This window comes from Pseudomonas mendocina (assembly GCF_900636545.1).
In the GTDB taxonomy this organism is placed as follows: Bacteria; Pseudomonadota; Gammaproteobacteria; order Pseudomonadales; family Pseudomonadaceae; genus Aquipseudomonas; species Aquipseudomonas mendocina.
Genome location: NZ_LR134290.1, coordinates 834,026 through 860,216, shown reverse-complemented (window position 1 = coordinate 860,216; position 26,191 = coordinate 834,026). Strand labels below are relative to the sequence as shown.

Here is a 26,191-nt window from a genome sequence, read left to right as displayed (position 1 = left end):
GGCCATTTTTTGCGGCCCTGCGTTTCCATGTCCTTCTCTACGCCCGCCCGCGCCTGCGGCATCGACTTCGGCACCTCCAACTCCACCGTCGGCTGGCTGCGCCCCGGCCAGGACAGCCTGCTGCCCTTGGAAGACGGCAAGATCACACTGCCCTCGGTGATCTTCTTCAACACCGAGGAACGTCGCCCGGTCTACGGTCGCCTGGCCCTGCACGAATACCTGGAAGGCTACGAAGGCCGCCTGATGCGCTCGCTCAAGAGCCTGCTGGGCTCCAAGCTGCTGAAGAGCGAAACCACCGTGCTGGGCAGCGCCCTGCCATTCAAGGACCTGCTCGGTTTCTTCATCGGTGAGCTGAAAAAACGCGCCGAAGCCCAGGCTGAGCGACCCTTCGAAGAAGTGGTATTGGGCCGCCCGGTGTTCTTCGTCGACGACGACCCGGTCGCTGACCAGGAGGCGCAGAACACCCTGGTGGCCGTGGCGCACAAACTCGGTTTCAAGGAGGTGTCCTTCCAGTACGAGCCCATCGCCGCAGCCTTCGACTACGAGTCGAGCCTAGATCGCGAGGAGCTGGTGCTGATCGTCGACATCGGCGGCGGTACCTCGGACTTCTCCCTGGTGCGCCTGGCGCCCGAGCGCCACCACCTGGCCGAACGTCAGCAGGACATTCTCGCCACCGGCGGCGTGCACATCGGCGGTACCGACTTCGACAAGCAGCTGTCGCTGTCCGGGGTGATGCCGCTGTTCGGCTACGGCAGCCGGATGAAGAGCGACGCCTTCATGCCCACCAGCTACCACCTCAACCTGGCCACCTGGCACACCATCAATGCGCTGTACGCGCAGAAGACCCAGCTGGCCCTGCAGAACATGCGCTACGACATCGTCGACGCCACCGGCATCGATCGCCTGTTCGGCCTGATCGAGCAACGCGCCGGGCACTGGCTGGCAATGCAGGTCGAGGAGAGCAAGATCGCCCTGAGCGAACAGGATGCACGTCCCATCGACCTGTCACGCATCGAACCGGGCCTGCTCGCAGAACTGACCCGCCCCTTGTTCGAGAACGCCATCGAGCCGCTGCTCGAACGTATCCGCGCCAGCCTCACGCAGTTGCTAGCCGATGCCGACATCGCCGCTGATCAGGTCGATACGCTGTTTTTCACCGGCGGTTCCAGCGGCGTGCCGGCGCTGCGCCAGAGCGTGGCGGCGATGCTGCCCAAAGCGCGTAGCGTGGAAGGCAACACCTTCGGCAGCATTGGTAGTGGCCTGGCCATCGAAGCCAAGAAGCGCTACGGCTAATTTTTTTGTGGGAGGGGCTTTAGCCGCGACGCTGGACTCCCGCACAGACCACTCGCGGCTAAAGCCCCTCCTACAGGAATTGATACAGGCCAGAAGCCCGACCTGTTCTCCCGTGCATCGCACAACAGGCTCTGAGTTATGCTTGCCGCCCAACTGAATGACCGAGGAATAGCGAGATGAAAGCCCAGCTGGAAGAACTGATCGCCAAGATAAGCTCCGGCTGCCTGCCCGAGGACGAGATCGCCCGTATCGCTGACGAGGCCACGCAGGCCTACGCCGACCCGGCCGCGTTCCTCGCCGCCAACCCGGACGTCAACTACGACGACGAATTCCCCATCCCGCTGGGCGAATGGGTGGTGGTCGGCAGCCTGCCGGATACAGTGCTGTTCCAGGCCGACAGCTACGAGGAGCTGTTCCAGCGCATCACCGAATCCTTCGGCCCGCAGGTGCAGTTCGTACTCAAGGCCAAGCAACTGGCCAAGACCGAGCCGCTCAAGGCGCTCAACCGTATCCAGGTGCAGCTCTCGGCACTGTCACCGGAAACCGGCGGCTACGTGCTGGTGGATTTCAGCGAGCCACTGGATGACGAGCTGCAGGCCGTGCTGGTGTACGCCAGCGACCTGCCGCGGGTAATGGAGCTGGCGGTGGAAGTGGGCATCTACGCCGCGCCGGCGCTGGAGGCTTTGCAGGCGGCTCAGGCCGGGGAATAAACCACAGATTTTCCTCTCTCCCCAAGCCCTCTCCCATAAATGGGAGAGGGAGCCATCCGCCGCCAGTATCAGACGCTTGCTGCACTGCTCCCCTCTCCCGCTTGCGGGAGAGCGGGCTGGGGGGAGAGGGTCGGGCTACAATGTCCCGCGCACGGCTTTCTCGAACAATGCGCTGTATTGCACGGCGCTGAAGCCGATGGGGTTGGTACCGGCAGAGGGGTCGACCTCGGCCATGCGCCCGACCTGTTCGATGCGCGCATCGTCGATGCCGATCTCACCCAGGCTGTGGGGGATGCCCACCTCGCTGCGCAGCGCCAGCACCCACTCCAGCACCGCCTCGAAGCCGCCGCCCGGCAGCGCCAGGTAGCGCGCCATCTTCTCCATCTGCGGCTCGATGGCGCCACGGTTAGCCACCAGCACGTACGGCATCAGCACCGCATTGAGCAAGCCATGATGGGCGTCATACAGGGCACCCAGCGGATGCGCCAGCGCATGCATCGCCCCCAGGCCACGCTGGAAGGCGGTGGCACCCATGCTCGAGGCCACCAGCATCTGCAGCCGCGCCTCGACATCACCACCCTGCGCCACTGCACGCGGCAGGTACTGCTGCACCAGACGCATGCCCTCCAGGGCGATGCCCTCGGCCATGGGGTGAAACAGCGGCGAGCAGAAGGCCTCCAGGCTGTGCGACAGCGCGTCCATGCCGGTGGCGGCGGTGATTTTCGCCGGCAGGCCGACGGTCAGCTCGGGGTCGAGAATCACCAGCGCCGGCAGCATCCGCGCGTGGAAGATGATGCGTTTGATATGCGCCGTGTCGTCGGTGATCACCGAGGCGCGACCGACTTCCGAGCCGGTGCCGGCCGTGGTCGGCACCGCCACCACCGGTGCCATACCGGCTACATTGACCCGACTGGCGTTGTCGCCGATGTCCTCGAAATCCCACAACGGCCGATCCTGGCCGACCATCAGGGCGATGGCCTTGCCGGCATCCAGCGCCGAGCCGCCGCCGAAGGCGATCACCCCGTCATGTCCGCCTGTCTTAAATGCAGCGACACCGTCCATCACGTTGCTGCCGGTGGGGTTGCCCTTGATCGCCGAGAACAGCCCAGCCTTCAATCCGGCATCGCGGCACTGACGCAACGCCGCGTCGATCATCGGTAACGCAGCCAGGCCGGGATCGGTGCACAGCAGCGGCGCGCGCATACCCAGTTGACTGCAGGCCTCGGCCAACTCGGCAATGCGCCCAACGCCAACGCGCATCGAGGTCGGGTAGTTCCAGTTCATGCGGTACTGATCGAGAATCATGGCGCGCGCCTCACAGCTGAGTCTTGAAGTGGAAGGATTTCGGCCGGGTCAGTTGCTCGTAGCCGACCCTTGAGAGGGTGCAGCCGCGCCCCGAGTACTTCACCCCGGTCCAGGCCAGGCCGGGATCGAGGTAATCGCAGCGGTTGAGGAACACCGTGCCGGCCTCGACCCGATCAGCCAAAGCCATGGCGGCGTCGACATCGCGACTGAAGATGGCTGCGGTCAGGCCGAACTCGCTGTCGTTCATCAGCGCCAGCGCTTCCTCGTCGTCGGCAACCTTCTGAATGCCCACCACGGGGCCGAAGGATTCCTCGGTCATCACGCGCATTTCATGGTTGACGTTGGTCAGCACCTGCGGCGCCAGGTAGGGCGTGCCTGGCGCGTCTAATGGAAACTCGGCCGGGTCGATATGCGCTCTGGCGCCCTGCGCGACCGCCTCGGCGATCTGTGCGCGGACGAAGTCGGCGGCGTCGCTGCGCACCAGCGGGCCGAGGGTGGTCTGCGGGTCGTCCGAACGCCCCAGTTTGTATTGGCGCACCAACGCCACCGCGCGCTCGACGAACTCATCGAACAATGACTCGTGCACGTAGATACGCTCGACGCCGCAGCAGGATTGCCCGGAATTGAAAAAGGCGCCGTCGATGGCGGTTTCCACCGCGTGCTGCAGATCGGCATCGGCGCGGACGTAAGCCGGGTCCTTGCCGCCCAGCTCCAGCCCGACGCTGATGAAACGCCCGGCCGCCGCACGCTCGACCATGGCGCCACCGGGCACCGAACCGGTAAAAGCGACATGGTCGATGCTTGGTGAGCGAATCAAGGCTTCGGTCTCGCCATGGCTCAGGTGCAGGTACTGGAATACGCCTTCGGGCAGACCAGCTTCGGCGAAGGCCCCGACCATGCGTTCGGCGCACAGCGGCGTCTGCGCCGAGTGCTTGAGCAACACCACATTGCCCGCCAACAGCGCCGGCATCACCGCATTGACGGCGGTCAGATAGGGGTAGTTCCAGGGTGCGATGATCAACGCCAGGCCCAATGGCTCACGGCGAATGAAACGGGTGAAGCCGGCCTTTTCCGGCAGGCGGATGTCGGCCAGCGAGCCCTCGGCGATATCGGCCATATGGCTGGCACGCTCGACGAAGCCACGGATCTCGCCAGCGGCGTAACGGATTGGCCGGCCCATCATCCAGCACAGCTCTTCGGCCAGTTGCGCCTCACGTGCAGCGAAGGCTTCGATGGCGCGCCGGCCGATGGCGATACGTTCGCGCAGCGGCGTCTGCTTCCAGGCCTGCTGCGCCAGCTCGGCCTTGGCCAGCGCCACCAGTACTTCAGGATTGGAAGCCAGATGACGCTCGACGTAGACCGAGCCGTCGATGGGGGAAATGCATTGCAGTTTGCTCATAAGGTGCTCCAGAAATCTTGCCCGCGTAGCCCGAATGCGATCCGGGGCACTCGACGAAACCGCCCCGGATTGCATCCGGGCTACGGACGGTGGAATCAGATGATTTCGAAGTAGCGATCCAGCTCCCAATCGCTGACATGGCGGCGGTACTCACGCTCTTCCCACTCGCGGCTGGCGGCGAAGTGCTCGACGAAGGCATCGCCGAACAGCTCGCGCGCTGCCAGCGAATCCTTGAGGCGCTGCGCGGCGTCCCACAGCGTACGCGGCAGCGCCAACTCCTCGGGGTGCTTGACCGCATAGGCGTTGCCACTGACCGGCTCGGTCGGCTCCCACTCCTGCATGATCCCGTACAGCCCCGAGCCGATAGCTACCGACAGGGCCAGAAAGGGATTACCGTCGGCAGCGCCAAGGCGGTATTCCTGGCGCTGCGACTTGTCGCTGCCGGGAATCACCCGCAGCGCTGCGGTGCGGTTCTCCACCCCCCAGGTGGCGTCGGTAGGCGCCCAGAAGCCGGGGATCAAGCGCCGGTAGCTATTCAGAGTCGGCGCCACCATGCACAGGAACTGCGGCATCAGACGCTGCTGCCCGGCGAGAAAATGCCGCTGCAGCTTGCTCATGTTGTGCGCCTGGCTGGGGTCGTAGAACGCAGACTTGTCCGTCTTGCGATCACGCAACGACACATGGATGTGGCCGCTCTGTCCTGGGTACTTGCCCGACCACTTGGCCATGAAGGTGGCCATCAGCCCGTTGCGCTGAGCCAGTACCTTCATGAAGGTCTTGAACAACGCGCCCTTGTCCGCCGCCGCCTCGGCATGGTCGTAGGCGATGGCTGCCTCGAGCACGCCCGGGCCGGTCTCGGTGTGCAGGCCTTCGATGGGAAAGTCCATCGCCTCGCCCATTTCGAGAATCTGGTGATAGAGCTCGGCATGCACCGAGTTGCGGATCATCGAATAACCGAACCAGTCCGGGGTGAACGGCTTGAGATCGCGAAAGCCTTTGGCCCGCGCAGAGTCCGGGGTTTCATCGAACATGAAGAACTCGTACTCCAGCGCCGCATAGGGCTCGAAGCCCATGTCCTGGCAGCGCTGGATCACCCGGCGCAGCGTGCCGCGCGGGCACACCGCCTCGGCCTGCTGGTCGAACTCGGCGAGAAACAGCAACATGCCGTTCTCGAAGGGAATCTCGCGGCAGGTGTGCGGCAGGATACGCACCGGCGCGTCCGGGTAGCCGCTATGCCAGCCGGTGTATTGGGTATTGTCGTAGAGCTGATCCTTGACGTCCCAACCGAGCACCACATCGCAGAAGGCGAAGCCGTGCTCGAGAGCGGAGAAGAACTTGCTGCGGCTCATGTACTTGCCGCGCATCACCCCATCGTTATCGAACAGACCGACTTTCACGTGGCTAAGGCCACGCTCCTCGACGATGCGCCGCGCATCGTCCAGGGTCTTTACATCCCGTGGTTTGAACATGCTAACCCCTGTGTCTTGTTGTTATGGCAAGCGGGTCAAGCGCAGGGCTGGGCATCGATGAGCGGCCAGGCAAGGCCGATAACGCACGAGCGCAGCACGACGCTTGGTATAGCGTCCGTTTCAGGCTCATAGAGTGTGGTACAGGATTGCCGGGATGGCAGGCACACGCAGGGAAAAATCTGACTGGAGCGATGCCGCGCTGGATGGAACCGCGCCCGTACCGCTCGGTACGGGCGCTCTGGCTCACTCAAATGACATCAACCGCGATAGGGCGAACCGGCCTTGGCCATCAGCGCGTTGTACTTCTTGAAGATGTCCACCACCTTGGCGCAGCGCGGGCTGGTCTTGGCGATTTCGTCCCAGAATTTCTGCGCCTCGGCTTCAACCGTGGCCCACTCTTCGGCGGGAATGGAGGTCAGCTCCAGCTTGCCGCCCTCGACACGCAGCTGCGCCTCGCCGCCCCAGTACCAGTGCTGGCGGTAGTAGTTGGAGCTGTCCATGCACAGCTTGAACAGGGTCTTGAGATGCTCCGGCACCTCGGCCCATTTTTCCGAGTTGGCGAAGTAGGAGCCGCACCAGGCACCGGAGATGTTGTTGGTCAGGAAATACTTGGTGACGTTGGCCCAGCCGACGGTGTAGTCCTCGGTAATGCCAGACCAGGCGATACCGTCCAGCTCGCCGGTCTGGATCGCCACCTCGACGTCTTCCCAGGGCAGGGTCACCGGAATCACGCCGAAGCGCGAAAGGAACTTGCCGGCGGTAGGGAAAGTGAAGATGCGTTTGCCCTTGAGGTCATCGAGCTTTCTGATTGGCTGCACGGTGGCGAAGTGGCAAGGGTCCCAGGCACCGGCGCCGAGCCAGGTCACACCCTTGACCTCGCCATAGGCCTCGGCCCAGATCTCGTTGAGCCCGTACTGTTCGAACAGGACCGGCACGTCGAGACTGTAACGGGTGGCGAAGGGGAAGTAGCCACCGAACACCGAGACGTCCACCGGTGCGGCAATCGAGTCGTCGTCGCTCTGCACCGCGTCGATGGTGCCACGCTGCATGGCACGAAACAGCTCGCCGGTGGGCACCAGTTGATCGGCGAAGTACAGCTTGATCTCCATCTGGCCGTTGGCCGCCTTGTTGAAGGCGTCGATCGAGGGTTTGATCACGTGCTCGGCCAGCGCCGCGCCGGCGTAGGTCTGCAGGCGCCAGGTAATCTTCTTCGGTTCGGCAGCATAGATATGCGCCGAGCCGAGGGCGGCGGTGCCGACCGCGGCGGTTTTCAGGAAATCGCGTCTAGTACTCATGCTGGTCTCTCCGATAGTGTCGATGCAGATGCAATACAACCGCTTGTTGCCGCCGCGGCATCGCGACAGCCTTGCCAGTGACCGGCAGGCGCCGGCTCGACTGCTGGCGCGCAGGGCGCGCCGATTTCCATTGATCAGCCGCCGTAGTGCAGTTGCGGCAACCACAGCGCCAGCTGCGGGAAGACCATGACCAGGGTCAGCGCCAGGACCATGATGATGACGAAGGGGACGACCGAGACGTAGATATCGCGCAGGGACACCTCATGCGGTGCCATGGCCCGCATGAGGAACAGGTTGTAGCCGAACGGCGGGGTCATGTAGGCGATCTGGCAGGTGATGGTGTAGAGCACGCCGTACCAGACCAGATCGAAGCCCAGGGCGCCGACCAACGGGATGTAGAGCGGCGCGACGATCACCAGCATGGCGGTGTCATCAAGGAACATGCCCATCACGATGAACGAGATCTGCATCAGGATGAGGATCTGCCAGGGGCCCAGATGCAAACTGTCGACGAAGAAGTTCTCGATGGCGCGGACCGCGCCGAGACCGTCGAACACCGCACCGAAGCACAGGGCTGCAAGGATGATCCACATGAACATGCAGCTGATGGCGAGCGTCTTACGCAGTGTCTCCTCCATCACCTTGCCACTCAGGCGCCCCTTGAACAGCGCCGCCAGGGTCGCGGCGGCTGCACCGACCGCCGAGCTTTCCACCAGGCTGGTGTAGCCCATCAGGAACAGCCCGGTCATCGACAGGAAGATGAACACCGGTACCAGCCCGGCGCTGAGCAGGCGCAGCTTCTCCTGCATGCTGATCTGCTCGCGCTCGGCCTTTGAGAGGGCCGGGCCGAGCTGCGGCTGCAGGCGGCAGCGAATGGCGATGTAGAGCATGAACATGCCGGCCATCATCAGGCCCGGAATCGCCCCGGCCAGCCACAGCTGGCCCACCGGCTGGCGCGCGATCATGCCGTAGAGCACCAGTACCACGCTGGGCGGGATCAGAATACCGAGCGAACTCCCGGCCTGGATCACCCCGGTAATCATGATCTTGTCGTAGCCACGCCTGAGCAGTTCGGGCAAGGCGATGCTGGCGCCAATGGCCATGCCCGCCACGCTCAGGCCGTTCATCGCCGAGATCGCCACCATGAGGAAGATGGTGCCGATGGCCAGACCGCCCGGCAGTGGCCCCATCCAGACGTGGAACATCTTGTAGAGGTCTTCGGCAATACCCGACTCGGAGAGCATGTACCCCATAAACACGAACATCGGCAGGGTCAGCAGCGGGTACCACTTCATCAGCTTCATGGCTGCACTGAAGGCCATCTCCGAACCGCCGTCGCCCCATAGCAGCAGGGCGGCAGCCGCCGCGACGAAACCGATGGCACCGAACACCCGCTTGCCGGTGAGCAACAACAACATCATCGAGGAGAACATCAGCAACGCGATCAGCTCATAGCTCATCACAGCGTCTCCCCACGGGCGGCGTAAACATCCTTGAAGAAGGTGGCGATGGCCTGCAACAGCATCAGCGCGATGCCGAAGCACATGATGACCTTGATCGGCGCCATGTAGGGCGACCAGGCCGAGTAGCTGGTTTCCTTGTATTCGATGGCGTAGTCGGTGGAGGAAATGCCGCCGATCAGCAGCATCACCAGGTAGAAGATCAGCATGAACACGGTGATCGCATCGACCAGCGCCCGGGTGCGCGGCGACCAGTTGCTGTAGGCCAGGTCCATGCGCACATGGGCGTCGAGCTGCATCGAGTAGGCACCGCCGAGCAGGAAATAGGCGACCATGAGGAACTGGGCGCTTTCCAGGGTCCAGATCGATGGCGTGAAGAAGGTCTTGCTGATCGAGGAATACAACAGCACCGCCAGCATGGCGAAGATCAGGTACATGGCGAAACGCCCGACCCTCAGGTTGAATGCGTCCACGACCCGGACGAAAGCTCTAATGCCCTTGCGCATGCAGTTTCCTGCTGTTTTTGTTCGTTATCCCGTCAGCCTAGACGAAGATTCGCCAAAGCCAACTGCCCCGCCGAGCCATAGCAGGAAACGCGCCAGCCATTAACGGCAAGCCTTTCATCGAACAAAATCAAGCACTTGGAAAGCGCCGTGCTAGAGCCTCAGCGCAGCAGAAAGGCAACCAGCACTGCAACGGTGCGCTGTGCGTCCTCTTCTTGGGGCACATGGCCAAGGTCATCGAACAGCACCAGTTGGCTGCCCTCGATGTCAGCGGCGAAGCGCTCGGCATTGTCCGGTGGAATCAGCCGGTCACGCGCGCCCCAGATGATCAACGTAGGCAATTGCAGTTCGCCGATACGCTCGTGCAGCTCGCCGCTGAGGGCCTGAGCGAAGCGCTGGCGCAAGGCCTGGCGGTTCCCCTCGCGCAACGTCAGTTGGTAGTAGCGCTCGACCAGTTCATCGTCGACTTTGTCCGGATCGCCATAAACGTTGCGCACGCTCGACTCGATCATGCTCCGCGGCAACAAGCGGCTCATCAGCGGCGCCAAGGCCGGGATGCCTGCCAGGCGAAAGCCTATCGGTACAGACTCGGCGTTGCGCGGATAGCCGGCCGCGTCCACCAGCACCAGACGTGCGCTACGTTCGGGATGGGCCAGAGCAAAGCGCCAGGCCAACTGACCACCGAAACTGTTGCCGACCAGCACGACACGGTTCATCCGTAGATGATCGAGCAGGGCGAGGAGAAACGCCGTGTAGTACTCGACGTGGTAATCGCCATCGGCGAATGGCCCGGTGAGGCCGAAGCCGGGCAGATCCACGCTGATCACCCGGCGCCGTGGGGCCAGTTCCTTCACCCAGCCTTCCCAGGTGTGCAGGCTGGCCGACGTGCCGTGCAGCAGCAGGATCGGCTCGGGGTCATCGCGTCGCCCCTGATCACGAAGGTGCACCGACATTCCACCGACGTCGACGAACTGCGACGGCGGTGGCGCCCAGCGGGCCTTGAGCTCGTCCAGAGGACGGTCCGGCGCCCAGTTGAGGGCGACGAAAGCGGCGAGAGTCAGCCCGGATACCAGCAACAGGCCGAGCATCACATGGGCGAGGCGTTTCATCTGGGCAGTCCTGAACAGAGCGGAAGCGCGATGCTAGCTGGCCACTGCGAACACGCCTATCGCCCGGAAGAGGGAATCGCCGGGCAGGCCAGTCAGAACCCTACGAGCAGCATCCACAACGGCAGGGAAATCGCCGCCAATAGCGTGGACAGGGAAATCGCCGCGCTGACGCTACGGCTGTCTTCGGCCGTGCGGGCAAACGCCATCACGTTGACCCCGCTGGGGCAGGCAGCGAGCAACACCAGCACGCTACGCGCGGTCTCGTTGAGACCGGGAAGCTGGCCGCTGAGCCACCAGACCAGTGCCGGGAACAGCAGCAGTTTGGCCAACGCCACACCCCAGGCTTCACCGGTAGGACGCAAACGATAGCGCGACAGGCTGGCGCCGAGCACGATCAGCGCGCAGGGCAACGCAGCCTGGCCCAGCCAGGTGACTGCCCGCCACAGGCTTTCCGGCACCTGCAGTCCGGACAGGTTGAGCAGCGCCCCCAATCCCAGACCGATGATCATCGGGTTGGCCAGGTTCTTCAGAAGTGCACGGCCGTCGACGCGCTCCTGGCTGCCAAAGGCGGCGTAAAAGCTGTGCAGGGAAAATAGCGTGAGGCTGTGAAACACCAGAATGGCGAAGACATAGAGCAGGCCGTCATTACCCATCAGGCTGGCGATCAGCGGGATGCCGACCAGTACGTTGTTGGAGAACGCCGCCACCAGCCCCAGCGGCGTCGCCGTACCACGGCGCCAGTGCGCAAGCGCATTGACCAGCGCGAACACCAGCAGTACGGGCAGGTAGTACGCCAGCAGCAACACAGGCGACAGGCCATCGGCAAGCGATGCCTTGGCGATACCGGCGAACAGCAGCGTCGGCATGAACAGCTTGAAGGTGATGTTGGCCAGACCGGCCGCCGACTCGGTGGTGAGCCACTGGCGCCAGCCGAGCAGATAGCCGAGAACGATCAGAGCGAAGATCGGCAAAATGGCCTGTGCGGCGAGCATGGCTGAAGCGGCCTCCTGGGACTGCTGAAGAGGACGGATCGAGCTCGACCCGCGAGGGCCGCCAAGCATACGCGTGCCGAACGCTCAGCGCGACGCCTTGCGAAACATCCGCCGCCAGGCTTGACACTCAGCCAGAAGTACCGAGATAGAGCGCCCCGATCAAGTATTGAGGGGATCGATGTTCACTATCAGGTCAGTCAAGTTCTTATCTTCGCTCATGTCCTCAAGAATTGGCTCCGAAGCCACTTATTACTCCCCAACGGAGAGAACGACATGAAAACTCAACTTAGCCTTGCAGCCCTGGCCCTGAGCCTGATGACCACCAGTGTATTCGCCGCCCCTAGCAGCGCCCCCTTCCCTCTGGTGGGTGAAACCAAGGACAGCCAGGTCCAACAGCAACCCGTCGCCCCGCTGGCCGAAGACGGCCACGACCGCACCCCCGGTGCCCAGCGCATTCAGCTGGTAGAAGGTGGTTATGAGCGTACGCCGGGTGCACAGCGCGTTCAGCTGGCTGAAGGCGGCTATGAGCGCACTCCGGGTGCCCAGCGTGTTCAACTGGCCGAAGGCGGCTACGAACGTACCCCCGGTGCTCAGCGCGTGCAGTTGGCCGAAGGTGGCTATGAGCGCACCCCGGGTGCCCAACGTGTTCAGTTGGTCGAAGGCGGCTCCGATCGTCTGATCGAGCAGCGCGGCCGTACGGTTTGAGTGCTGTTGCAACACCCACAAGCCCGGCCCAAGCCGGGCTTTTTCATGCCCGTGGCTGGCTCAACCGACTCACTCACGCCACCCCGGCAGTGGGCAAACGGTAGATCCAGATGCGCCGCAGAACGGTCGCGAACTGCCCCCACAGGGTCCCGCTGTTGTAGTGCTGGCCGTAACGTTCGGCGATCAGGCACACCTCCCGCGCCAGCTCGGCATAGCGCCGCGCAGGCAGATCCGGGAACAGGTGATGCTCGATCTGATGGCTGAGGTTGCCGGTGAGGATATGTAGCAACGGCCCGCCGGACAGGTTGCTCGAGCCACGCAACTGGCGCAGGTACCAGTGCCCGCGTGTCTCCCCTTCCAGTACTTCCGGCACGAACACCGCTGCCTTCTCGGTGAAGTGGCCGCAGAAGATCACTAGGAACGTCCACAGGTTGCGCAGCAGATTGGCCACCAGGTTGCCGGAAAGTACAGCCAACGCATTGGCACCGAGCAGCAAGGCCAGCAGCGGAAACGCCAGATAATCCTTGGCCCACTGCCGCGCCAGCTTGGCGCTGAACTGACGGGCCAGCGGCTTCACTTCGTCCTTGCTGATACGCCCCTTGACCAGCTTGTCCAGGCGCAGGTGCTGGATGGCCACGGCGTACTGGAACAAAAGCGCCTGGATCGTCACCCACAGCGGCTGCCAGCGATAGAACGGCTTCCAGCGCTGCTCGGGGAACAGGCGCACCACACCGTAGCCGACGTCATCATCCATGCCCAGCACGTTGGTGTAGGTGTGATGCACGTGGTTATGCGTATGCCGCCAGAAATCGGCCGGCCCGACGATGTCCCACTCGTACTGACGCCCGGCAAACTCCGGGTCGTTCATCCAGTCGTACTGGCCGTGCATGACGTTGTGGCCCAGTTCCATGTTCTCGAGGATCTTGCCCAGGCCCAGCAAGAATGTGCCGAGCAGCCAGGTCGGCGGGAACCAACCGAACATCAGCAGCGCGCGGCCGCTCCAACAACAGAAACGTACGGCACTGCGTACCCGACGGATATAGCGGGCATCGCTTTCGCCTAGGTCGGCCAGCGTGCGCTGGCGCAAGGCATCCAGCTCTTGGCCGAACGCCTCGAGTTCGGCGGGACTCAGTTCTCGATCAAGGCGGGCAGTCACAGGTCGATCTCCACATCCCCATGCGGGGCACTGACACACAAGCGAATGGGTTGATTGGGTTCGGCGAACAGCTCACCGCTGCGCAGATCGCGCACCGAGCCGGCCAGCAGCAAACAGGTACAACTGGTGCAGATGCCCTGGCGACAGCCATGAGCCGGACGCAGCCCGGCAGCTTCGGCCTGCTCCAGCAGACTTGCATTGCTGCTGCCGGAAACCCGCTGCCGACTCCGGGCGAAGCTCAAGCGGACTTCGCCAGCCGCCGTTTCGGCCAGCATCGGAAGCGGACTGAAGCTTTCCGATTGCAGGCTGCTCCCGCGTCCGGCGTCATGCCACCAGCCACATGCCTGCTCGACGAAACCACGCGGACCACAGACCCGCAGATGATCGCCCGGCAACGCAGCCAGCCGTTCGGCGGACAGGCGATCACCCTCGCCACTGAAAAGCCAGTGCACCTGGAAGTTGGCATGACGTGCCGCCAATGCCTGCAGCTCTTCGGCAAAGGCCTGTTGCCCCTGACGGCGCACCTGATGCAGCAGTGTCACCGGTGCAGTGAAGCCACGCGCCAGAGCGTCACGCAGCAGGCCGAACAATGGCGTGATGCCGCTGCCTGCTGCCATGAGCAGCACAGCCCCTTGCTCCTGCGGCCAGGTGAATTCGCCGAATGCCTGGCCCAGTTCGATCACCTGACCGACCGCGAGGTGGTCGAGCAGCAGATTGGACAGGCGCCCATCCGGCTGGCGTTTGATCGCGATCTCGATGCGCCCGTCGGCTGCCACCGACGTCAGGCTGTAACTGCGTCCGTGGCGAACCCCGTTCTGCTCCAGATACAGCTGGACATGCTGCCCGGCCCGCCAGTTCTGCGCATTGCCATTGCAACGCAACTCCAGCGCCAGCATGTCTTCAGCCACCCAACGACGCGCCTCGACCTGCGCGAACACACGATTGAGGCGCAGCGTCGGGTGCAACTGGCGCAGGCATAGATCGACATCCGCCTCACGCAGCCAACCACCGTCACAAAGCCTACGTAGCGGCCGCAGACAACCTGCAACCCAGCGCGCCCCAGAAAGGGAAAGTAAAGCCATTCAATAAATCCAGTGAACACTTGTGCACAAGACTGACAGAAAGCACGATTTTCAGTCAACAGTTGTTCACCGAACGATGTCGGCTCGGTTCGACGCTGGCGCCGCGCATTTGTTAGAGTGCGGCATCGCTCAACGACCACGATCTCGCATGACGCCACGTGCCGAACAAAAGCAGCAGACCCGCCAAGCCCTGATGGCTGCCGCCCTCACGCTGATGGAAAGCGGCCGCGGTTTTGGCAGCCTGAGTTTGCGTGAGGTGACGCGTGTCGCCGGCATCGTGCCCACCGGTTTCTATCGCCATTTCGCCGACATGGACGAACTCGGCCTGGCGCTGGTGGCGGAAGTCGGCGAGACCTTCCGCGCGGCGATCCGCCAGGTGCGCCGCCACGAGTTCGAAATGCGCGGCATGATTGACGCATCGGTGCGCATCTTTCTTGCCGAAGTGGCCGCCAACCACGGTCAGTTCCTCTTCCTCGCACGCGAGCAATACGGCGGCTCGCGCCCCGTGCGCCAGGCCATTGCGGCCCTGCGCGAGCGCATCACCAGCGACCTGGCCGCCGACCTCAAGCTGATGAACCGCATGCCGCACCTCGACGATGCAGCGCTCGACGTGGTCTCGGACCTGGTGGTCAAGACCGTGTTCGCTACCCTGCCCGAGCTGATCGACCCACCCGCAGAGACCCTCCCCGCCCATCTGACCGCAGAAGCCAAGGTCATCCAGCAACTACGCTTCATCATGGTCGGCGGCAAGCACTGGTTGGGCCTGGGCAAGCCTTCAGACTAGCGCGCACCAAAAACGCACACCTTAAACGAAAACGCACCAAATCAATCCTGACCGCCTCGCCAAGTTATCCACAACAGGCTTGAACGCCCCGCCTTGCGCCACTCTTCAGCCTTGGCAAGCCACTTGCACTATTTCCGGGCACATTGCCCCGGAATAGATACGCATGCTGGTGATCCACTCCCGAATCGCGCCGCAGAGCGCCTGCCACGCCGAACTGGAACTAACCTTCGAAGCTCGCAGCAAGAGCCGTCTGCGCTGCTTTACCACTAACGGTGAAGAAGTAGGCCTGTTCCTCGAACGCGGCCAACCGGCACTGGCCGATGGTGAGTGCCTGCTGGCCAAGGACGGGCGCATCGTCAAGATACGGGCCAAGGCCGAACCGCTGCTGCACGTGACCTGCGCCAGCCCCTTCGAGCTGATGCGCGCCGCCTACCACCTGGGCAACCGTCATGTCGCCCTGCAACTGGGTAACGGCTGGCTGCGCCTGCCTGACGACTACGTGCTCAAGGCCATGCTCGAACAGCTCGGTGCCACGGTCGAAGCCGTCGAAGCCCCCTATCAGCCCGAGCAGGGCGCCTACGGCGGCGGCCATCACCATTCCCATCACGGCGACGAGGAGTTCAACTACGGCCCGCGCCTGCACCAGTTCGGGGTACGCAAGTGACGCTGCCCCCATCGAACCTGGCAAAGGCAACGCCATGAAACCGGCCTGGGCATTGTTGCGCCTGGCCAGTCCGCAGTTGCCGATTGGCGGCTACAGCTACTCGCAAGGCCTGGAATGGGCCATCGACAGCGGCCTGATCACGGATGCCGCAAGCGCCGAGCGCTGGCTGGCCGATCAACTGACGCTCAACCTCGCCCGCTTCGAAGCGCCGCTGCTGCTGGCTCACTGCCGCGCCGCAGACGAGGGCGACTGGCCGCGCCTGCAGCAACTGGCCGAACAACACCGCGCCAGCCGCGAAACCCGCGAGCTGGCCCTGGAGAGCCGGCAGATGGGTTATTCGCTGCGGCAACTGCTCGAAGGCCTGCCCGAACTGGACGAGGCAGCGCGTGAAGCACTTGCAGCCCAGGACGAGCCCGGCCTGGCACTGGCCTGGGCACTGGCCGCACGCGCCTGGCAGATCACCCCGGATGACGCTCTGGCTGCCTGGCTCTGGGGCTGGCTGGAAAACCAGCTCGCCGTGCTGATGAAGGTGTTGCCGCTGGGCCAGCAGGCTGCCCAGCGCCTGACCAGCCGCCTGCTGCCGCAGCTCGATGACGCGCAGCGCCAGGCCGCCTGTCTTTCCCCCGAACACTGGGGCAGCGCCGCTTTTGGCCTGGCCCTGACGAGCATGGCGCACGAGCGCCAGTACTCGCGTCTCTTCCGCTCCTGACGAGGAACAACAACCCATGAACAGCCAACCCCTGCGTGTCGGCATCGGCGGCCCGGTCGGTTCCGGCAAGACTGCCCTCACCCTGGCCCTGTGCCGCGCCCTGCGCGAGCGCTACAACATCGCCGTGGTCACCAACGACATCTACACCCAGGAAGACGCCCAGTTCCTGGTGCGCAACGAGGCCCTGGAGCCCGAGCGCATCATCGGCGTGGAAACCGGCGGCTGCCCGCATACCGCGATTCGCGAGGACGCCTCGATCAACCTGGAGGCCGTGGAGCAGCTCAACCGGCGCTTTCCGGGACTGGATCTGATCATCGTCGAATCCGGTGGCGACAACCTGTCCGCGACCTTCAGCCCGGAGCTGTCCGACCTGACCCTGTACGTGATCGACGTTTCGGCCGGCGACAAGCTGCCACGCAAGGGCGGCCCGGGCATCTGCAAATCCGACCTGCTGGTGATCAACAAGGTCGACCTCGCGCCCATGGTCGGCGCCTCGCTGGAGGTGATGGAGCGCGACACTCTGAAGATGCGCGGCGACAAACCCTTCGTCTTCAGCAACCAGAAAGTCGGCCAGGGTCTCGACGAGATCATCGCCTTCATCGAACGCCAGGGCATGCTTACGGCGGCCTGATTCCACTCAAGGAGAACCTCATGAATCTGCGCAAAACTTTCTACGCCATCGCCCTGTTCTGCACCCCGGCACTGGCCTTCGCTCACCCAGGCCATGGCGACTCCGGACTGGTGGCCGGCCTGGCCCACCCGGTATTCGGCCTGGATCATCTGCTGGCGATGTTCGCCGTCGGCCTGTGGGCCGCGCAACAGAGCGGCGCGGCGCGCTGGGCGCTGCCAGTGACCTTCGTCGGCACCATGTTGATTGGCGGCCTTCTCGGCTTCGCCGGCGTGGAAATCCCGCTGATGGAAACCGGTATCGCCGGCTCGGTTCTGGCCTTCGGCCTGCTGGTGGCCGTGGCAGCACGCCTGCCGGTAGCGGTGTCCATGGCGCTGACCGCCCTCTTCGCCCTGACCCACGGTGTCGCACACGGCCTGGAGTTGCCTGATCTGGCCAGCCCCTTCGGTTATGCCATCGGCTTCGTCGTCGCCACCGCGGCGCTGCACGCCATCGGCTTTGCCCTGGTGCGCTTCCTGCCGCAAGCGGCGGCACCGCTGGTGCGTATCGCCGGTGCAGCCTCGGCAGCGACCGGTGTCTGGTTGCTGGCTAGCTGAAGAGCCGCAGCCGATAGCGGCTGCCGTGGTGCGCGTAGCGCCCTCCCCCCGTAGGGTGCGCCATGCGCACCGACGCCGAAGCGCCCCCGCCAATACTGCGCTGGGCGCGTCGTGCCCTCCCCCTTCAGCCGCAACGCTTGCCAATGCCGCTGGGCTGGGGCACAAAGTCCCGAATCGGTTTCGAGACCCTGCCCATGCTGCGCCTCACCCGATTTCTGCTCGTCCCGCTGCTGCTGACCGGTGTCGTCGCTCTAATACTGGCGCTGACCAGTAAGCCGGCGACTACGCCAGCAGTACTCGAAGACCTGGGCCAGCGCCCGCTGGTCATTGCCCATCGCGGCGGTGCGGGTCTGTGGCCTGAGAACACCCTTTTCGCCTTCGAACGGGCCACCGCCCTCGGCGTCGACATGCTGGAGATGGACCTGCACCTGAGCCGCGACGCCCGGCTGGTGGTCATCCACGATGACACCCTGGAACGGACCACCAATGGCCAGGGCCCGGTCGCGCACTTCAATCTCGCAGAGCTGCAAGCGCTGGATGCCGGTTACAAATGGACCGCCGATGGCGGCCAGAGCTATCCATACCGTGGCCAGGGCACCCGTATTGCCGCACTGGAAGAAGTGCTCGAGCGCTTTCCGCTAATCCCCAAGGCTGTGGAAATCAAGGTTCCGGATGTTGGCATAGAGGCTGTGCTGTGTGAAATGCTTGCGGCCTATGACCAGCTCGATCGCGTCATCGTCGGCAGTTTCCATGAGCGAAGCCTGCAGCGTTTTCGCCAGCTCTGCCCGGAGGTAGCGACGGCCGGCGGCCCGGTGTCGGTACGCCTGCTGCTGGGGCTGAACTGGCTGGGCCTGAGCGACCTACTGTCGCCCTCCTACCCGGTGCTGCAACTGCCGCCGCAGCACAGCGGCCTGACCCTGGCCACGCCACGGCTGATCCGCAATGCTCAGAGCCGTGGCTTGCAGGTGCACCTGTGGACCATCAACGAGCAGCCCGAGATGCGCAGGCTGCTGGAAATGGGCACCAACGGTCTGATCACTGATTACCCGGACCGTGCCTTGCAGCTACTCGGGCGCTCCACCCAGCTAGGCGCGCTGCCCGCTGACTAGACTGACGAAAACTTCGACGCTCGCCTGGCGCCAAGCAGATACGGGCCATCGGACGACTCATCACCAGCTTATCCACAGACCGATCAACAGATTCCGGGGATAACCAATACACGACCCTCTATGGTACGGAGAGGCCCTGGACAAAATGGCGCTCTTCATATCCGGATCGGCCCCCGTCGGCCAGTGATCAGAAAACATACTAAGCGCTGAAATACGCGTAATGCCTGGGTTTAAGCAAGAGGTACAGAAGTTATCAACAACGTCACCCACAACTATCGTGGACAAGCCCAACACCCGCCGATGACACCAGCAGAATATGTCAAGTCCCTGTGCACAAAGGAAAATACCGGCTGCTCAAATCTTCACCAGCACAGTGAAAACAGCATGTTTCAAGTGCTGCAGGCATGAACCACCAGCTTATCCACAACTCTTTCAACAGCCTGCGTGGAAAACTTTATTTTCATCTCCTGGCATGCTGTCTGCTTGTGGGAGTAGCCTTCGTTTCCTGCCTAGTAAGGATGCTTCATGTTCAGTTTCTTCCTCGCCGCCATGCTGCTCGGCTTCGTCTTCAACGCCGCACCGGGAGCGGTGTTCAGTGAAACCCTGCGTCGCGGCCTGCGCGACGGCTACAAGCCGGCACTGCTGGTGCAGATCGGCTCTCTGGTGGGCGATGCCACCTGGGCGGCCCTTGGTCTGACCGGCCTGGCGCTATTGCTCGACAGCGCGCAGATCCGTTACCCACTGACCTTGGCCAGCGCCCTCTATCTGGCCTGGCTCGGCTACCAGTCCTTGCGCGACGCCCACCGCCCGCCGCAACCAAACGACGACGGCCAGGTCGCTGCTGGCAGCGCCTTCGCTGCGGGTGCCGCGTTGTCACTGACCAACCCGCAGAACATCGTCTACTGGGCGGCCATGGGTGGCGCGATGGCGGCCATCGGCGTCGCTCAGCCGACACCGACCCACCTGGCGGTTTTCTTCGCCGGTTTCATGGTCTCATCGCTGCTCTGGTGTTTTATCTGCGCCGGCCTGGTGGACTGGTTCCGCCGCGCCGCATCGTTGATCTGGCACCGCCTGACCTACGCGGCCTGCGGCGTGGTACTGCTCGGTCTGGCCGGCATGAGTGCACTGGAGCTGGTCTGATCGACTCGCAGCTATCGCCACCATCGAAACAATCTAAGGGCATGGCGCCAAAACCGGGACTAGCCTGAACGACATGTCCCCCGCGTCAGGAAGCCGCGCCATGCACCTCAACGACCTGCTCAAGCAACTGCTCGCCAGCTACGCCTGCGCTACCTGCGGCATTGATACGCGGCACTGACACTTGGTAGCTGTGTAGCGACTGGTTACCCTTGGCGTATTCAGCCAAGGAGTTCGTCCATGTCCCTGCGTAGCGTCTGCGTCTTCTGTGGAGCCAGCCCCGGCGCCAGCCCTATCTACCGCGAAGCAGCCGAAGCGCTGGGTCAGCACCTGGCCGAGCGTGGCATTCGCCTGATCTACGGCGGCGGCGCCGTCGGCCTGATGGGTGTGGTCGCCGATGCGGCGCTCAATGCCGGTGGCGAAGTGATCGGCATCATCCCGCAAAGCCTGGAACGCGCCGAAATCGGCCACCGCGGTCTGACCTGCCTGGAAGTGGTGGATGGCATGCACGCACGCAAGGCGCGCATGGCTGAGCTGGCTGACGCCTTCATCGCCCTGCCCGGCGGCCTCGGCACCCTGGAAGAACTGTTCGAGGTGTGGACCTGGGGCCAGCTGGGCTATCACGCCAAACCGCTGGGCCTGCTGGAAGTGAATGGCTTCTACAGCAAGCTCGGCGACTTCCTCGATCACCTGGTTGCCGAGCGTTTCGTCCGTGCGCAGCACCGCGAGATGCTGCAAATTGCCGATAGCCCGCAAAACCTGCTCGACGCCCTGAGCGAATGGCGCCCCAGCGCAGCACCGAAGTGGGTGGATCGCGCGCCCGTCTGAGCCTATACGCAGACATGTAACACAATGCTACGCTCTGCGGCTTCTCTCCCCCACGGAAGCCGCAACATGGCCGGAAGCAGCCTGCTCGCCCTGATCGACGACATCAGCACCGTACTCGACGACGTCGCCACCATGACCAAGATCGCCGCGCGCAAGACCGCTGGCGTACTGGGTGACGACCTCGCGCTCAATGCCCAGCAGGTCACCGGCGTCAAGGCGGATCGCGAACTGCCGGTGGTCTGGGCCGTAGCCAAGGGCTCGCTGGTCAACAAGGCGATCCTGGTGCCGGCCGCGCTGCTGATCAGCGCTATCGCGCCATGGCTGGTAGTGCCGCTACTGATGCTCGGAGGCTTGTTCCTCTGCTATGAGGGCGCCGAAAAACTCGTGCACAAGTTGCTGCACCGCCACGAGGAGGACGACAAACAGGCTCGTCTGGATGCCGTCGCCGACCCCGAGGTCGACCTGGTGGCGTTCGAGCGCGACAAAATTCGCGGCGCCGTGCGCACCGACTTCATCCTCTCGGCGGAAATCATCGCCATTACCCTCGGCACCGTCGCCACCGCCAGTTTCCTCAATCAGGTGCTGGTGCTCAGCGGCATCGCCCTGGTGATGACCGCCGGCGTCTACGGGCTAGTCGCCGGCATCGTCAAACTGGACGATGCCGGGCTCTATCTTAGCCAGCGCGCCAGCGCCTTCGCCCAGGCTTGCGGACGCGGCATCCTGCGTCTGGCGCCCTGGCTGATGAAGGCGCTTTCGGTAATCGGCACCGCAGCCATGTTCATGGTCGGCGGCGGTATCCTCAGCCACGGCCTGCCGCCCGTCGAAGCGGCCGTGCATCATGCGGCGCAGTGGGTGGCGCAGGATGCGGGGCAGCTACTTTCTGCGCTGGTGCCGACGCTGCTCAATGCGCTGCTGGGCGTGGCCGCCGGTTTGCTCAGCCTGCCGCTGGTGAGCCTCGGTACTCGTCTGTGGCAGTTGCTGCGCCCATCCAGGACTCGTTGAGCCGGTCATGTCCTGATCAGCCGGCGGTACGCTTCGACAAATGCGGCCGGCAAGCACTTTCCCCAAGCTTATCCACAGCTTGCTCCACGCTTTCCGGGGATAAGCCATGACAGCCCGATGGAAGCCCGCGGATTTTCTCCACCCGCCGCCAATCAATTCATTACAAAGGATTTTTTGCTCGACAGGTGCGCCCTGAACAAAACCTGACCAGCCACCCAGAAAGGCCGTAGGATCAGGCTCTGGGGCGCCGCTGCAGAGCTTCTCAACAGAGTTACCCACAGATTGTCGGGATAACCTCACGTGGCGTTCGGTCGCACCCACGAGTACTGAAAGCTGTGCGAATCTGTCCATACCTGACCGGAAACTCAGAATCTGGAGGATTCACATGATGTTGCGTAACGCTGCTCTAATCGCTCTGCTCGGCCTGGCCAGCACCCCGCTGCTCGCTGCCGAATGCTCGGTGGATGTCGAATCGACCGACCAGATGACCTTCAATACCCAAGCCATCTCTGTCAGCAAGAGCTGCAAGACCTTTACCGTCAACCTCAAGCACACCGGCTCGCTGCCCAAGACCGCCATGGGCCACAACTGGGTGCTGAGCAAGACCGCCGACATGCCCGGTATCGCCACCGACGGCATTCCCGCCGGCCCGGACGCCAGTTACCTCAAGGCCGGCGACGAGCGCGTGATCGCTCATACCGACCTGATCGGCGGCGGCGAGAGCACCTCGGTGACCTTCGACGTGAGCAAACTGGCCGCTGGTGAGGACTACAGCTTCTTCTGCTCCTTCCCCGGTCACTACTCGATGATGAAAGGCAGCGTGAAGCTGGTCGACTGAGTCATTTCCAGGGCTTCAAGCGAAGCCCTTCATCCCATCTATCCGAGCGGCAGCACCGTGACCTGCACTTCCGGGTCATGGCTGCCGCCCCCCAGGATCACCCCACGCAGCGGCGACACATCGGAGAAATCCCGGCCCCAGGCCAGGGTGATGTGCTCCAGGGCCGGGCGCACATTGTTGGTCGGATCGAAGTCCACCCAGCCCTGACGCGGGCAGTACAACGATATCCAGGCATGCGACGCATCGGCACCGATCAGCCGCGGCTGACCGGGCGGCGGCTGGGTCAGCAGGTAGCCGCTGACATAGCGTGCCGCCAGGCCGCGCGAGCGCAGGCAGGCGAGCATCAGGTGGGCGAAGTCCTGGCACACACCGCGCTTCTCTTCCAGGACTTGCAATAGCGGCGTCGCCACCTGGGTAGCGCCGGCATCGAAGCTGAACTCCTCGAAGATTTTCTGCATCAGCGCCTGACCGGCCTGCAGCAGCGGCCTGCCGGGGATGAAGCAATCATCGGCGTAGTCGGCGAAGACCTGCTTGAGACGCACGTAGGGCGACTCGAAACGGTAGCGCGCCGCCTCCAGCAGCGCTGGTGCCACTGATTTGCCGCTGTAGCTGAGGGCAGCGCAGGCTGCTTCCCAGCTCGGCGAATCATCGAGATCCAGTGGCGCACGTGCCAGCACCTCGATGCGCAAGCGCGCACTAACGCTGAGCTGCTCGTGCGGGCGATCGAACACCAGGCGCGTCAGCGGGTTGCCGAACACATCCAGTCCGTCACGGCGCTGGCAGGGCTGTGGGTCGATGCGCAGTGCCTGTTCATGACAGCGCTGCCACGGGCATTCGCGCGGCCACAGGTGCGCCAGTTGCTGGGCCAGGGAAACCGGCGCCGAGTAACGGTAATGGGTGTCGTGGAGAACCTGATACAGCGCGCTGCTCATGAGGATTGCGTCCGCTGGCTGACATCGACATGGGCGAAGAAACGCAGCCCGAGGTGATCAGAAACAGCACCGGCGGCTTCGCTGATGGCCACCAGCAGGTCGGCCAGGCTTTCGAGCACCGCACGGGTGCTGCCAGGGCCGAACAGCGGGTTTTCCAGACTGGCCAGGCTGAAGGCTGAGAGTTGCTGCTCCAGGTAGACCAGGTAGCGCTCGGCCGGCAACTCGAAGCGCTCGTGAAGCCCCTCAAGCGAGCGCAGCAAAGTGCGCATCTGGAAGATCACGGCATGCGGGTTCTGCTCGTCCAGCAGCAGCAGGTCGAGCACCGGGATCAACTGCGCCGAAGCCAGGTAGCGGGTGCGGTAGGTGATGCTGCTGTTGCCCAGTTCCAGTAGCCACTCCAGCGCCGACTGATCGGTAGCCGAGCCGCTGCGCAGGAAGCCGGCGAAGCTGTCGCAGAGAAACTGCAGGCGTTCGATGTAACGGCCGAGCATGAGAAAACGCCAGCCGTCGTCGCGGGTCATGTCGTCGAGGGCGAAGCCCGACAGCGCCGCCAGCGACATCAGCAGGCGGTTGAGAAAATCCAGCAACTCGCCGAAGTCGGCTGGCTGGCCTTCGAGCAGCTGCGCCTCGCGCTGCAGCTCGACCAGCGCCTGCCAGTTGGCCTGGGACAGCTTGCCGCGCACGCTGCCTGCCGCCCACTGCAGACGCTGCAGGTTGGCCCGCAGGCTGGCCGGCCAGTCGCCGCCAAGCAATGCCTGCAGCAGGCGCGCCTCCAGTTCGCCCTCATCCGGTTCGGCCAGCAGGCCCAAGCTCTGTGCCAGTGCCAGGGCGCTCTGCAGGGCCTGTGGGTCATCGTCATCGTCAACGTAGCGCGCCAGCATGATGCGCAGCAGGCGCGCATTGCCCTCGCAGCGCTCGGCGTAACGGCCGAACCAGTACAGGTTTTCCACCACGCGCGAAGGCAGGAAGGGGTCGCTGCGTACCAGGTCGGCGGTGCCCAGGGTGCGTTGCGTCTGCCAGGGCTCGGCGCCGGTCTGCCGCATGCCGAGCACCCAGGTGTCCTTGCTGGCACCGCCGCGCTGCATCGAGACCACTTCGGCATCGGCCTCGGCGGCGACACGGGTCAGGCCGCCGGGCATTACCCGGTAGCCATCGACACTGGCCACGGCAAACACGCGCATGCCGATGGCGCGCGGCTGCAGACCGCTGCCGTCCCACACCGGCGCCTGCGACAGCTTGGCCCGCGCCTGGGCCACGTAGGCGTAAGGGCGCAGCTTGAGGCGTGCGGCCAGCTTGGCGCGCTGCGCCTCGTCCAGATCACGACCGAACACCGGCGTGAAACTCTGCGAAGGGAATGCCGGGCGCACCAGCAACTGGTCGAGTTTCTCCAGCGCCTCATCCAGTACCGGCGGCTCGCCGCACCACCAACTGGCGATAGACGGCAATAGCAGCTCCTCGCCGAGCAGATGCTCGCTGATCGCCGGCAGGAAACCCGGCAGGCCAGGTGACTCCAGCACGCCGCTGCCCAGGGCATTGGCCACCAGTACACGGCCGCGGCGCACCGCCTCGAGCAGGCCAGGCACGCCAAGGGCCGAATCGGTGCGCAGCTCCAGCGGGTCGCAGTAGTCGTCGTCGAGACGGCGCAACACCGCATGCACGCGGCGCAGGCCGGCCAGGGTCTTGAGGTAGAGCGTGGCGTCGCGCACGGTCAGGTCGCTGCCTTCGACCAGCGGATAGCCGAGCTGGCGCGCCAGGTACAGGTGCTCGAAGTAGCTTTCGTTGAAACGCCCCGGCGTCAGCAGCACCACCAGCGGCGTCTCGCCACCACTGGGCGCCTGGCGCGCCAGGGTGTCCTGCAGGGTGCGGAAGAAACCGGCCAGGTACTGCACGCGCAGGTCGCGGTACAGCTCGGGGAAGGCACGCGAGACGATCTGCCGGTTCTCCAGCGCATAACCGGCGCCGGACGGCGCCTGGGTACGGTCGGCGGTGACCCACCAACGCCCGTCCGGCGCTCGAGCCAGATCCACCGCATACAGGTGCAGCCAGGTGCCGCCCGGCGCCTGCATGCCCTGGCAGGGCCAGAGGAAGTTGTTGTGGCCGAACACCAGCTCGGTCGGCAGCAGACCTTCGGCGATCAGTTTCTGCGGGCCGTAGAGATCGGCCAGCACGCGGTTGAGCAGCGTCGCGCGCTGGGCCACGCCAGCGGCGATCTGCTGCCACTCTTCTGCGGGGATCAGATTGGGCAGCAGATCCAGCTCCCAGGGGCGATCGGCGCCTTCCGGGTCGGCGTAGACGTTGTAGGTAACGCCGTTTTCCTGGATCTGCCGGGCCAGCATAGCCTCGCGCTGCGCCAGATGCTCCGGGCGGCTGCGCGCCAGTTGCTCGAACAGGCGGCGCCAGTGCGGGCGCACGTTGCCCTTGGCGTCGAGCAGTTCGTGGTAGGCCCCGGCAGGGGGCGGGTAATCAGCTAACAGGTCGTGCATGGC

At 64.1% G+C, this 26,191-nt stretch carries 26 protein-coding genes; 13 read left to right on the top strand and 13 right to left on the bottom strand.

The features are described 5' to 3' along the window. Positions 1-27 precede the first annotated feature (27 nt). Positions 28-1,293: an Hsp70 family protein gene (locus tag EL191_RS03905; RefSeq protein WP_041976634.1), complete on the top strand. Its 1,266-nt coding sequence runs from the start codon at positions 28-30 to the stop codon at positions 1,291-1,293. A gap of 176 nt (positions 1,294-1,469) precedes the next feature. Beyond that, a complete protein-coding gene (locus tag EL191_RS03900; protein ID WP_013713908.1) occupies positions 1,470-2,003 on the top strand; it encodes a hypothetical protein in 534 nt (177 codons plus the stop codon). Positions 2,004-2,138: 135 nt separating this feature from the next. Here the strand turns inward: EL191_RS03900 and EL191_RS03895 are convergent, their stop codons facing one another. From EL191_RS03895 to EL191_RS03860, 8 genes are all read right to left on the bottom strand, one after another. Further along, positions 2,139-3,308 carry an iron-containing alcohol dehydrogenase gene (locus EL191_RS03895; protein ID WP_041976631.1) on the bottom strand — a complete coding sequence of 390 codons (1,170 nt, stop codon included), beginning with the start codon at positions 3,306-3,308 and terminating at the stop codon, positions 2,139-2,141. Between the two features lie 10 nt (positions 3,309-3,318). Then, positions 3,319-4,707, bottom strand: coding sequence for an aldehyde dehydrogenase family protein (locus EL191_RS03890; RefSeq protein WP_041976629.1), 1,389 nt, complete (start codon positions 4,705-4,707; stop codon positions 3,319-3,321). A gap of 95 nt (positions 4,708-4,802) precedes the next feature. Beyond that, complete coding sequence (locus tag EL191_RS03885) at positions 4,803-6,176, bottom strand: glutamine synthetase family protein (RefSeq protein ID WP_041976627.1); 1,374 nt, start codon at positions 6,174-6,176, stop codon at positions 4,803-4,805. 257 nt (positions 6,177-6,433) lie between these two features. Continuing rightward, positions 6,434-7,471, bottom strand: coding sequence for a TRAP transporter substrate-binding protein (locus EL191_RS03880; RefSeq protein ID WP_013713904.1), 1,038 nt, complete (start codon positions 7,469-7,471; stop codon positions 6,434-6,436). 134 nt (positions 7,472-7,605) lie between these two features. Further along, the gene (locus EL191_RS03875) at positions 7,606-8,931 is read right to left on the bottom strand and encodes a TRAP transporter large permease (protein WP_041976625.1); all 1,326 of its coding nucleotides are present in this window, start codon (positions 8,929-8,931) and stop codon (positions 7,606-7,608) included. After that, positions 8,931-9,437, bottom strand: coding sequence for a TRAP transporter small permease subunit (locus EL191_RS03870; protein ID WP_013713902.1), 507 nt, complete (start codon positions 9,435-9,437; stop codon positions 8,931-8,933). Before EL191_RS03870 ends, EL191_RS03875 begins: the two co-directional genes overlap by 1 nt. Positions 9,438-9,595: 158 nt before the next feature. After that, a complete protein-coding gene (locus tag EL191_RS03865; protein WP_041976623.1) occupies positions 9,596-10,543 on the bottom strand; it encodes an alpha/beta fold hydrolase in 948 nt (315 codons plus the stop codon). 92 nt (positions 10,544-10,635) lie between these two features. Beyond that, positions 10,636-11,535 carry an AEC family transporter gene (locus EL191_RS03860; RefSeq protein WP_041976621.1) on the bottom strand — a complete coding sequence of 300 codons (900 nt, stop codon included), beginning with the start codon at positions 11,533-11,535 and terminating at the stop codon, positions 10,636-10,638. Positions 11,536-11,808: 273 nt separating this feature from the next. Here EL191_RS03860 and EL191_RS03855 point away from each other — a divergent pair, with 273 nt between their 5' ends. After that, positions 11,809-12,240, top strand: coding sequence for a hypothetical protein (locus tag EL191_RS03855; protein ID WP_041976619.1), 432 nt, complete (start codon positions 11,809-11,811; stop codon positions 12,238-12,240). Between the two features lie 73 nt (positions 12,241-12,313). Here the strand turns inward: EL191_RS03855 and EL191_RS03850 are convergent, their stop codons facing one another. Together EL191_RS03850 and EL191_RS03845 are read right to left on the bottom strand one after the other, a co-directional pair. Beyond that, a complete protein-coding gene (locus tag EL191_RS03850) occupies positions 12,314-13,396 on the bottom strand; it encodes a fatty acid desaturase family protein (protein ID WP_041976617.1) in 1,083 nt (360 codons plus the stop codon). After that, the gene (locus EL191_RS03845) at positions 13,393-14,478 is read right to left on the bottom strand and encodes a ferredoxin reductase (protein ID WP_041976615.1); all 1,086 of its coding nucleotides are present in this window, start codon (positions 14,476-14,478) and stop codon (positions 13,393-13,395) included. The genes EL191_RS03850 and EL191_RS03845 overlap by 4 nt, the downstream gene beginning before the upstream one ends. Before the next feature lie 148 nt (positions 14,479-14,626). Between EL191_RS03845 and EL191_RS03840 the strand changes: the two genes are divergently transcribed. From EL191_RS03840 to EL191_RS03810, 7 genes are all read left to right on the top strand, one after another. Beyond that, on the top strand, positions 14,627-15,262 hold the full coding sequence (locus EL191_RS03840) for a TetR family transcriptional regulator (protein WP_013713896.1): 636 nt from the start codon (positions 14,627-14,629) through the stop codon (positions 15,260-15,262). Positions 15,263-15,425: 163 nt separating this feature from the next. Next, positions 15,426-15,926, top strand: coding sequence for an urease accessory protein UreE (gene ureE / locus EL191_RS03835; RefSeq protein ID WP_017360653.1), 501 nt, complete (start codon positions 15,426-15,428; stop codon positions 15,924-15,926). A gap of 34 nt (positions 15,927-15,960) precedes the next feature. Beyond that, positions 15,961-16,635 carry an urease accessory protein UreF gene (locus tag EL191_RS03830; protein ID WP_013713894.1) on the top strand — a complete coding sequence of 225 codons (675 nt, stop codon included), beginning with the start codon at positions 15,961-15,963 and terminating at the stop codon, positions 16,633-16,635. Positions 16,636-16,651: 16 nt separating this feature from the next. After that, complete coding sequence (ureG, locus tag EL191_RS03825; protein ID WP_013713893.1) at positions 16,652-17,266, top strand: urease accessory protein UreG; 615 nt, start codon at positions 16,652-16,654, stop codon at positions 17,264-17,266. 20 nt (positions 17,267-17,286) lie between these two features. Beyond that, positions 17,287-17,859 carry a HupE/UreJ family protein gene (locus EL191_RS03820; RefSeq protein WP_017360652.1) on the top strand — a complete coding sequence of 191 codons (573 nt, stop codon included), beginning with the start codon at positions 17,287-17,289 and terminating at the stop codon, positions 17,857-17,859. Positions 17,860-18,053: 194 nt separating this feature from the next. Further along, complete coding sequence (locus tag EL191_RS03815) at positions 18,054-18,968, top strand: glycerophosphodiester phosphodiesterase (protein ID WP_041977158.1); 915 nt, start codon at positions 18,054-18,056, stop codon at positions 18,966-18,968. Between the two features lie 525 nt (positions 18,969-19,493). Beyond that, entirely contained in the window at positions 19,494-20,108 is a 615-nt protein-coding gene (locus tag EL191_RS03810; RefSeq protein WP_017360650.1) for a LysE family transporter, read from the top strand. Positions 20,109-20,193: 85 nt separating this feature from the next. On the opposite strand, the gene EL191_RS24365 is transcribed toward EL191_RS03810, so the two are convergent. Further along, positions 20,194-20,334, bottom strand: a complete 141-nt coding sequence (locus tag EL191_RS24365; RefSeq protein ID WP_155294765.1) for a hypothetical protein — start codon at positions 20,332-20,334, stop codon at positions 20,194-20,196. Between the two features lie 11 nt (positions 20,335-20,345). Here EL191_RS24365 and EL191_RS03805 point away from each other — a divergent pair, with 11 nt between their 5' ends. The 3 genes from EL191_RS03805 to azu all read left to right on the top strand — a co-directional run bounded on the left by EL191_RS03805 (position 20,346) and on the right by azu (position 22,773). Next, a complete protein-coding gene (locus EL191_RS03805) occupies positions 20,346-20,933 on the top strand; it encodes an LOG family protein (protein WP_041976613.1) in 588 nt (195 codons plus the stop codon). 66 nt (positions 20,934-20,999) lie between these two features. Further along, a complete protein-coding gene (locus tag EL191_RS03800) occupies positions 21,000-21,935 on the top strand; it encodes a DUF808 domain-containing protein (RefSeq protein WP_041976610.1) in 936 nt (311 codons plus the stop codon). Between the two features lie 388 nt (positions 21,936-22,323). Further along, positions 22,324-22,773, top strand: a complete 450-nt coding sequence (azu, locus tag EL191_RS03795) for an azurin (RefSeq protein ID WP_036994833.1) — start codon at positions 22,324-22,326, stop codon at positions 22,771-22,773. Between the two features lie 38 nt (positions 22,774-22,811). On the opposite strand, the gene EL191_RS03790 is transcribed toward azu, so the two are convergent. After that, on the bottom strand, positions 22,812-23,705 hold the full coding sequence (locus EL191_RS03790) for a transglutaminase family protein (RefSeq protein WP_041976608.1): 894 nt from the start codon (positions 23,703-23,705) through the stop codon (positions 22,812-22,814). After that, complete coding sequence (locus tag EL191_RS03785; RefSeq protein WP_041976606.1) at positions 23,702-26,188, bottom strand: circularly permuted type 2 ATP-grasp protein; 2,487 nt, start codon at positions 26,186-26,188, stop codon at positions 23,702-23,704. Before EL191_RS03785 ends, EL191_RS03790 begins: the two co-directional genes overlap by 4 nt. Positions 26,189-26,191 lie beyond the last annotated feature (3 nt).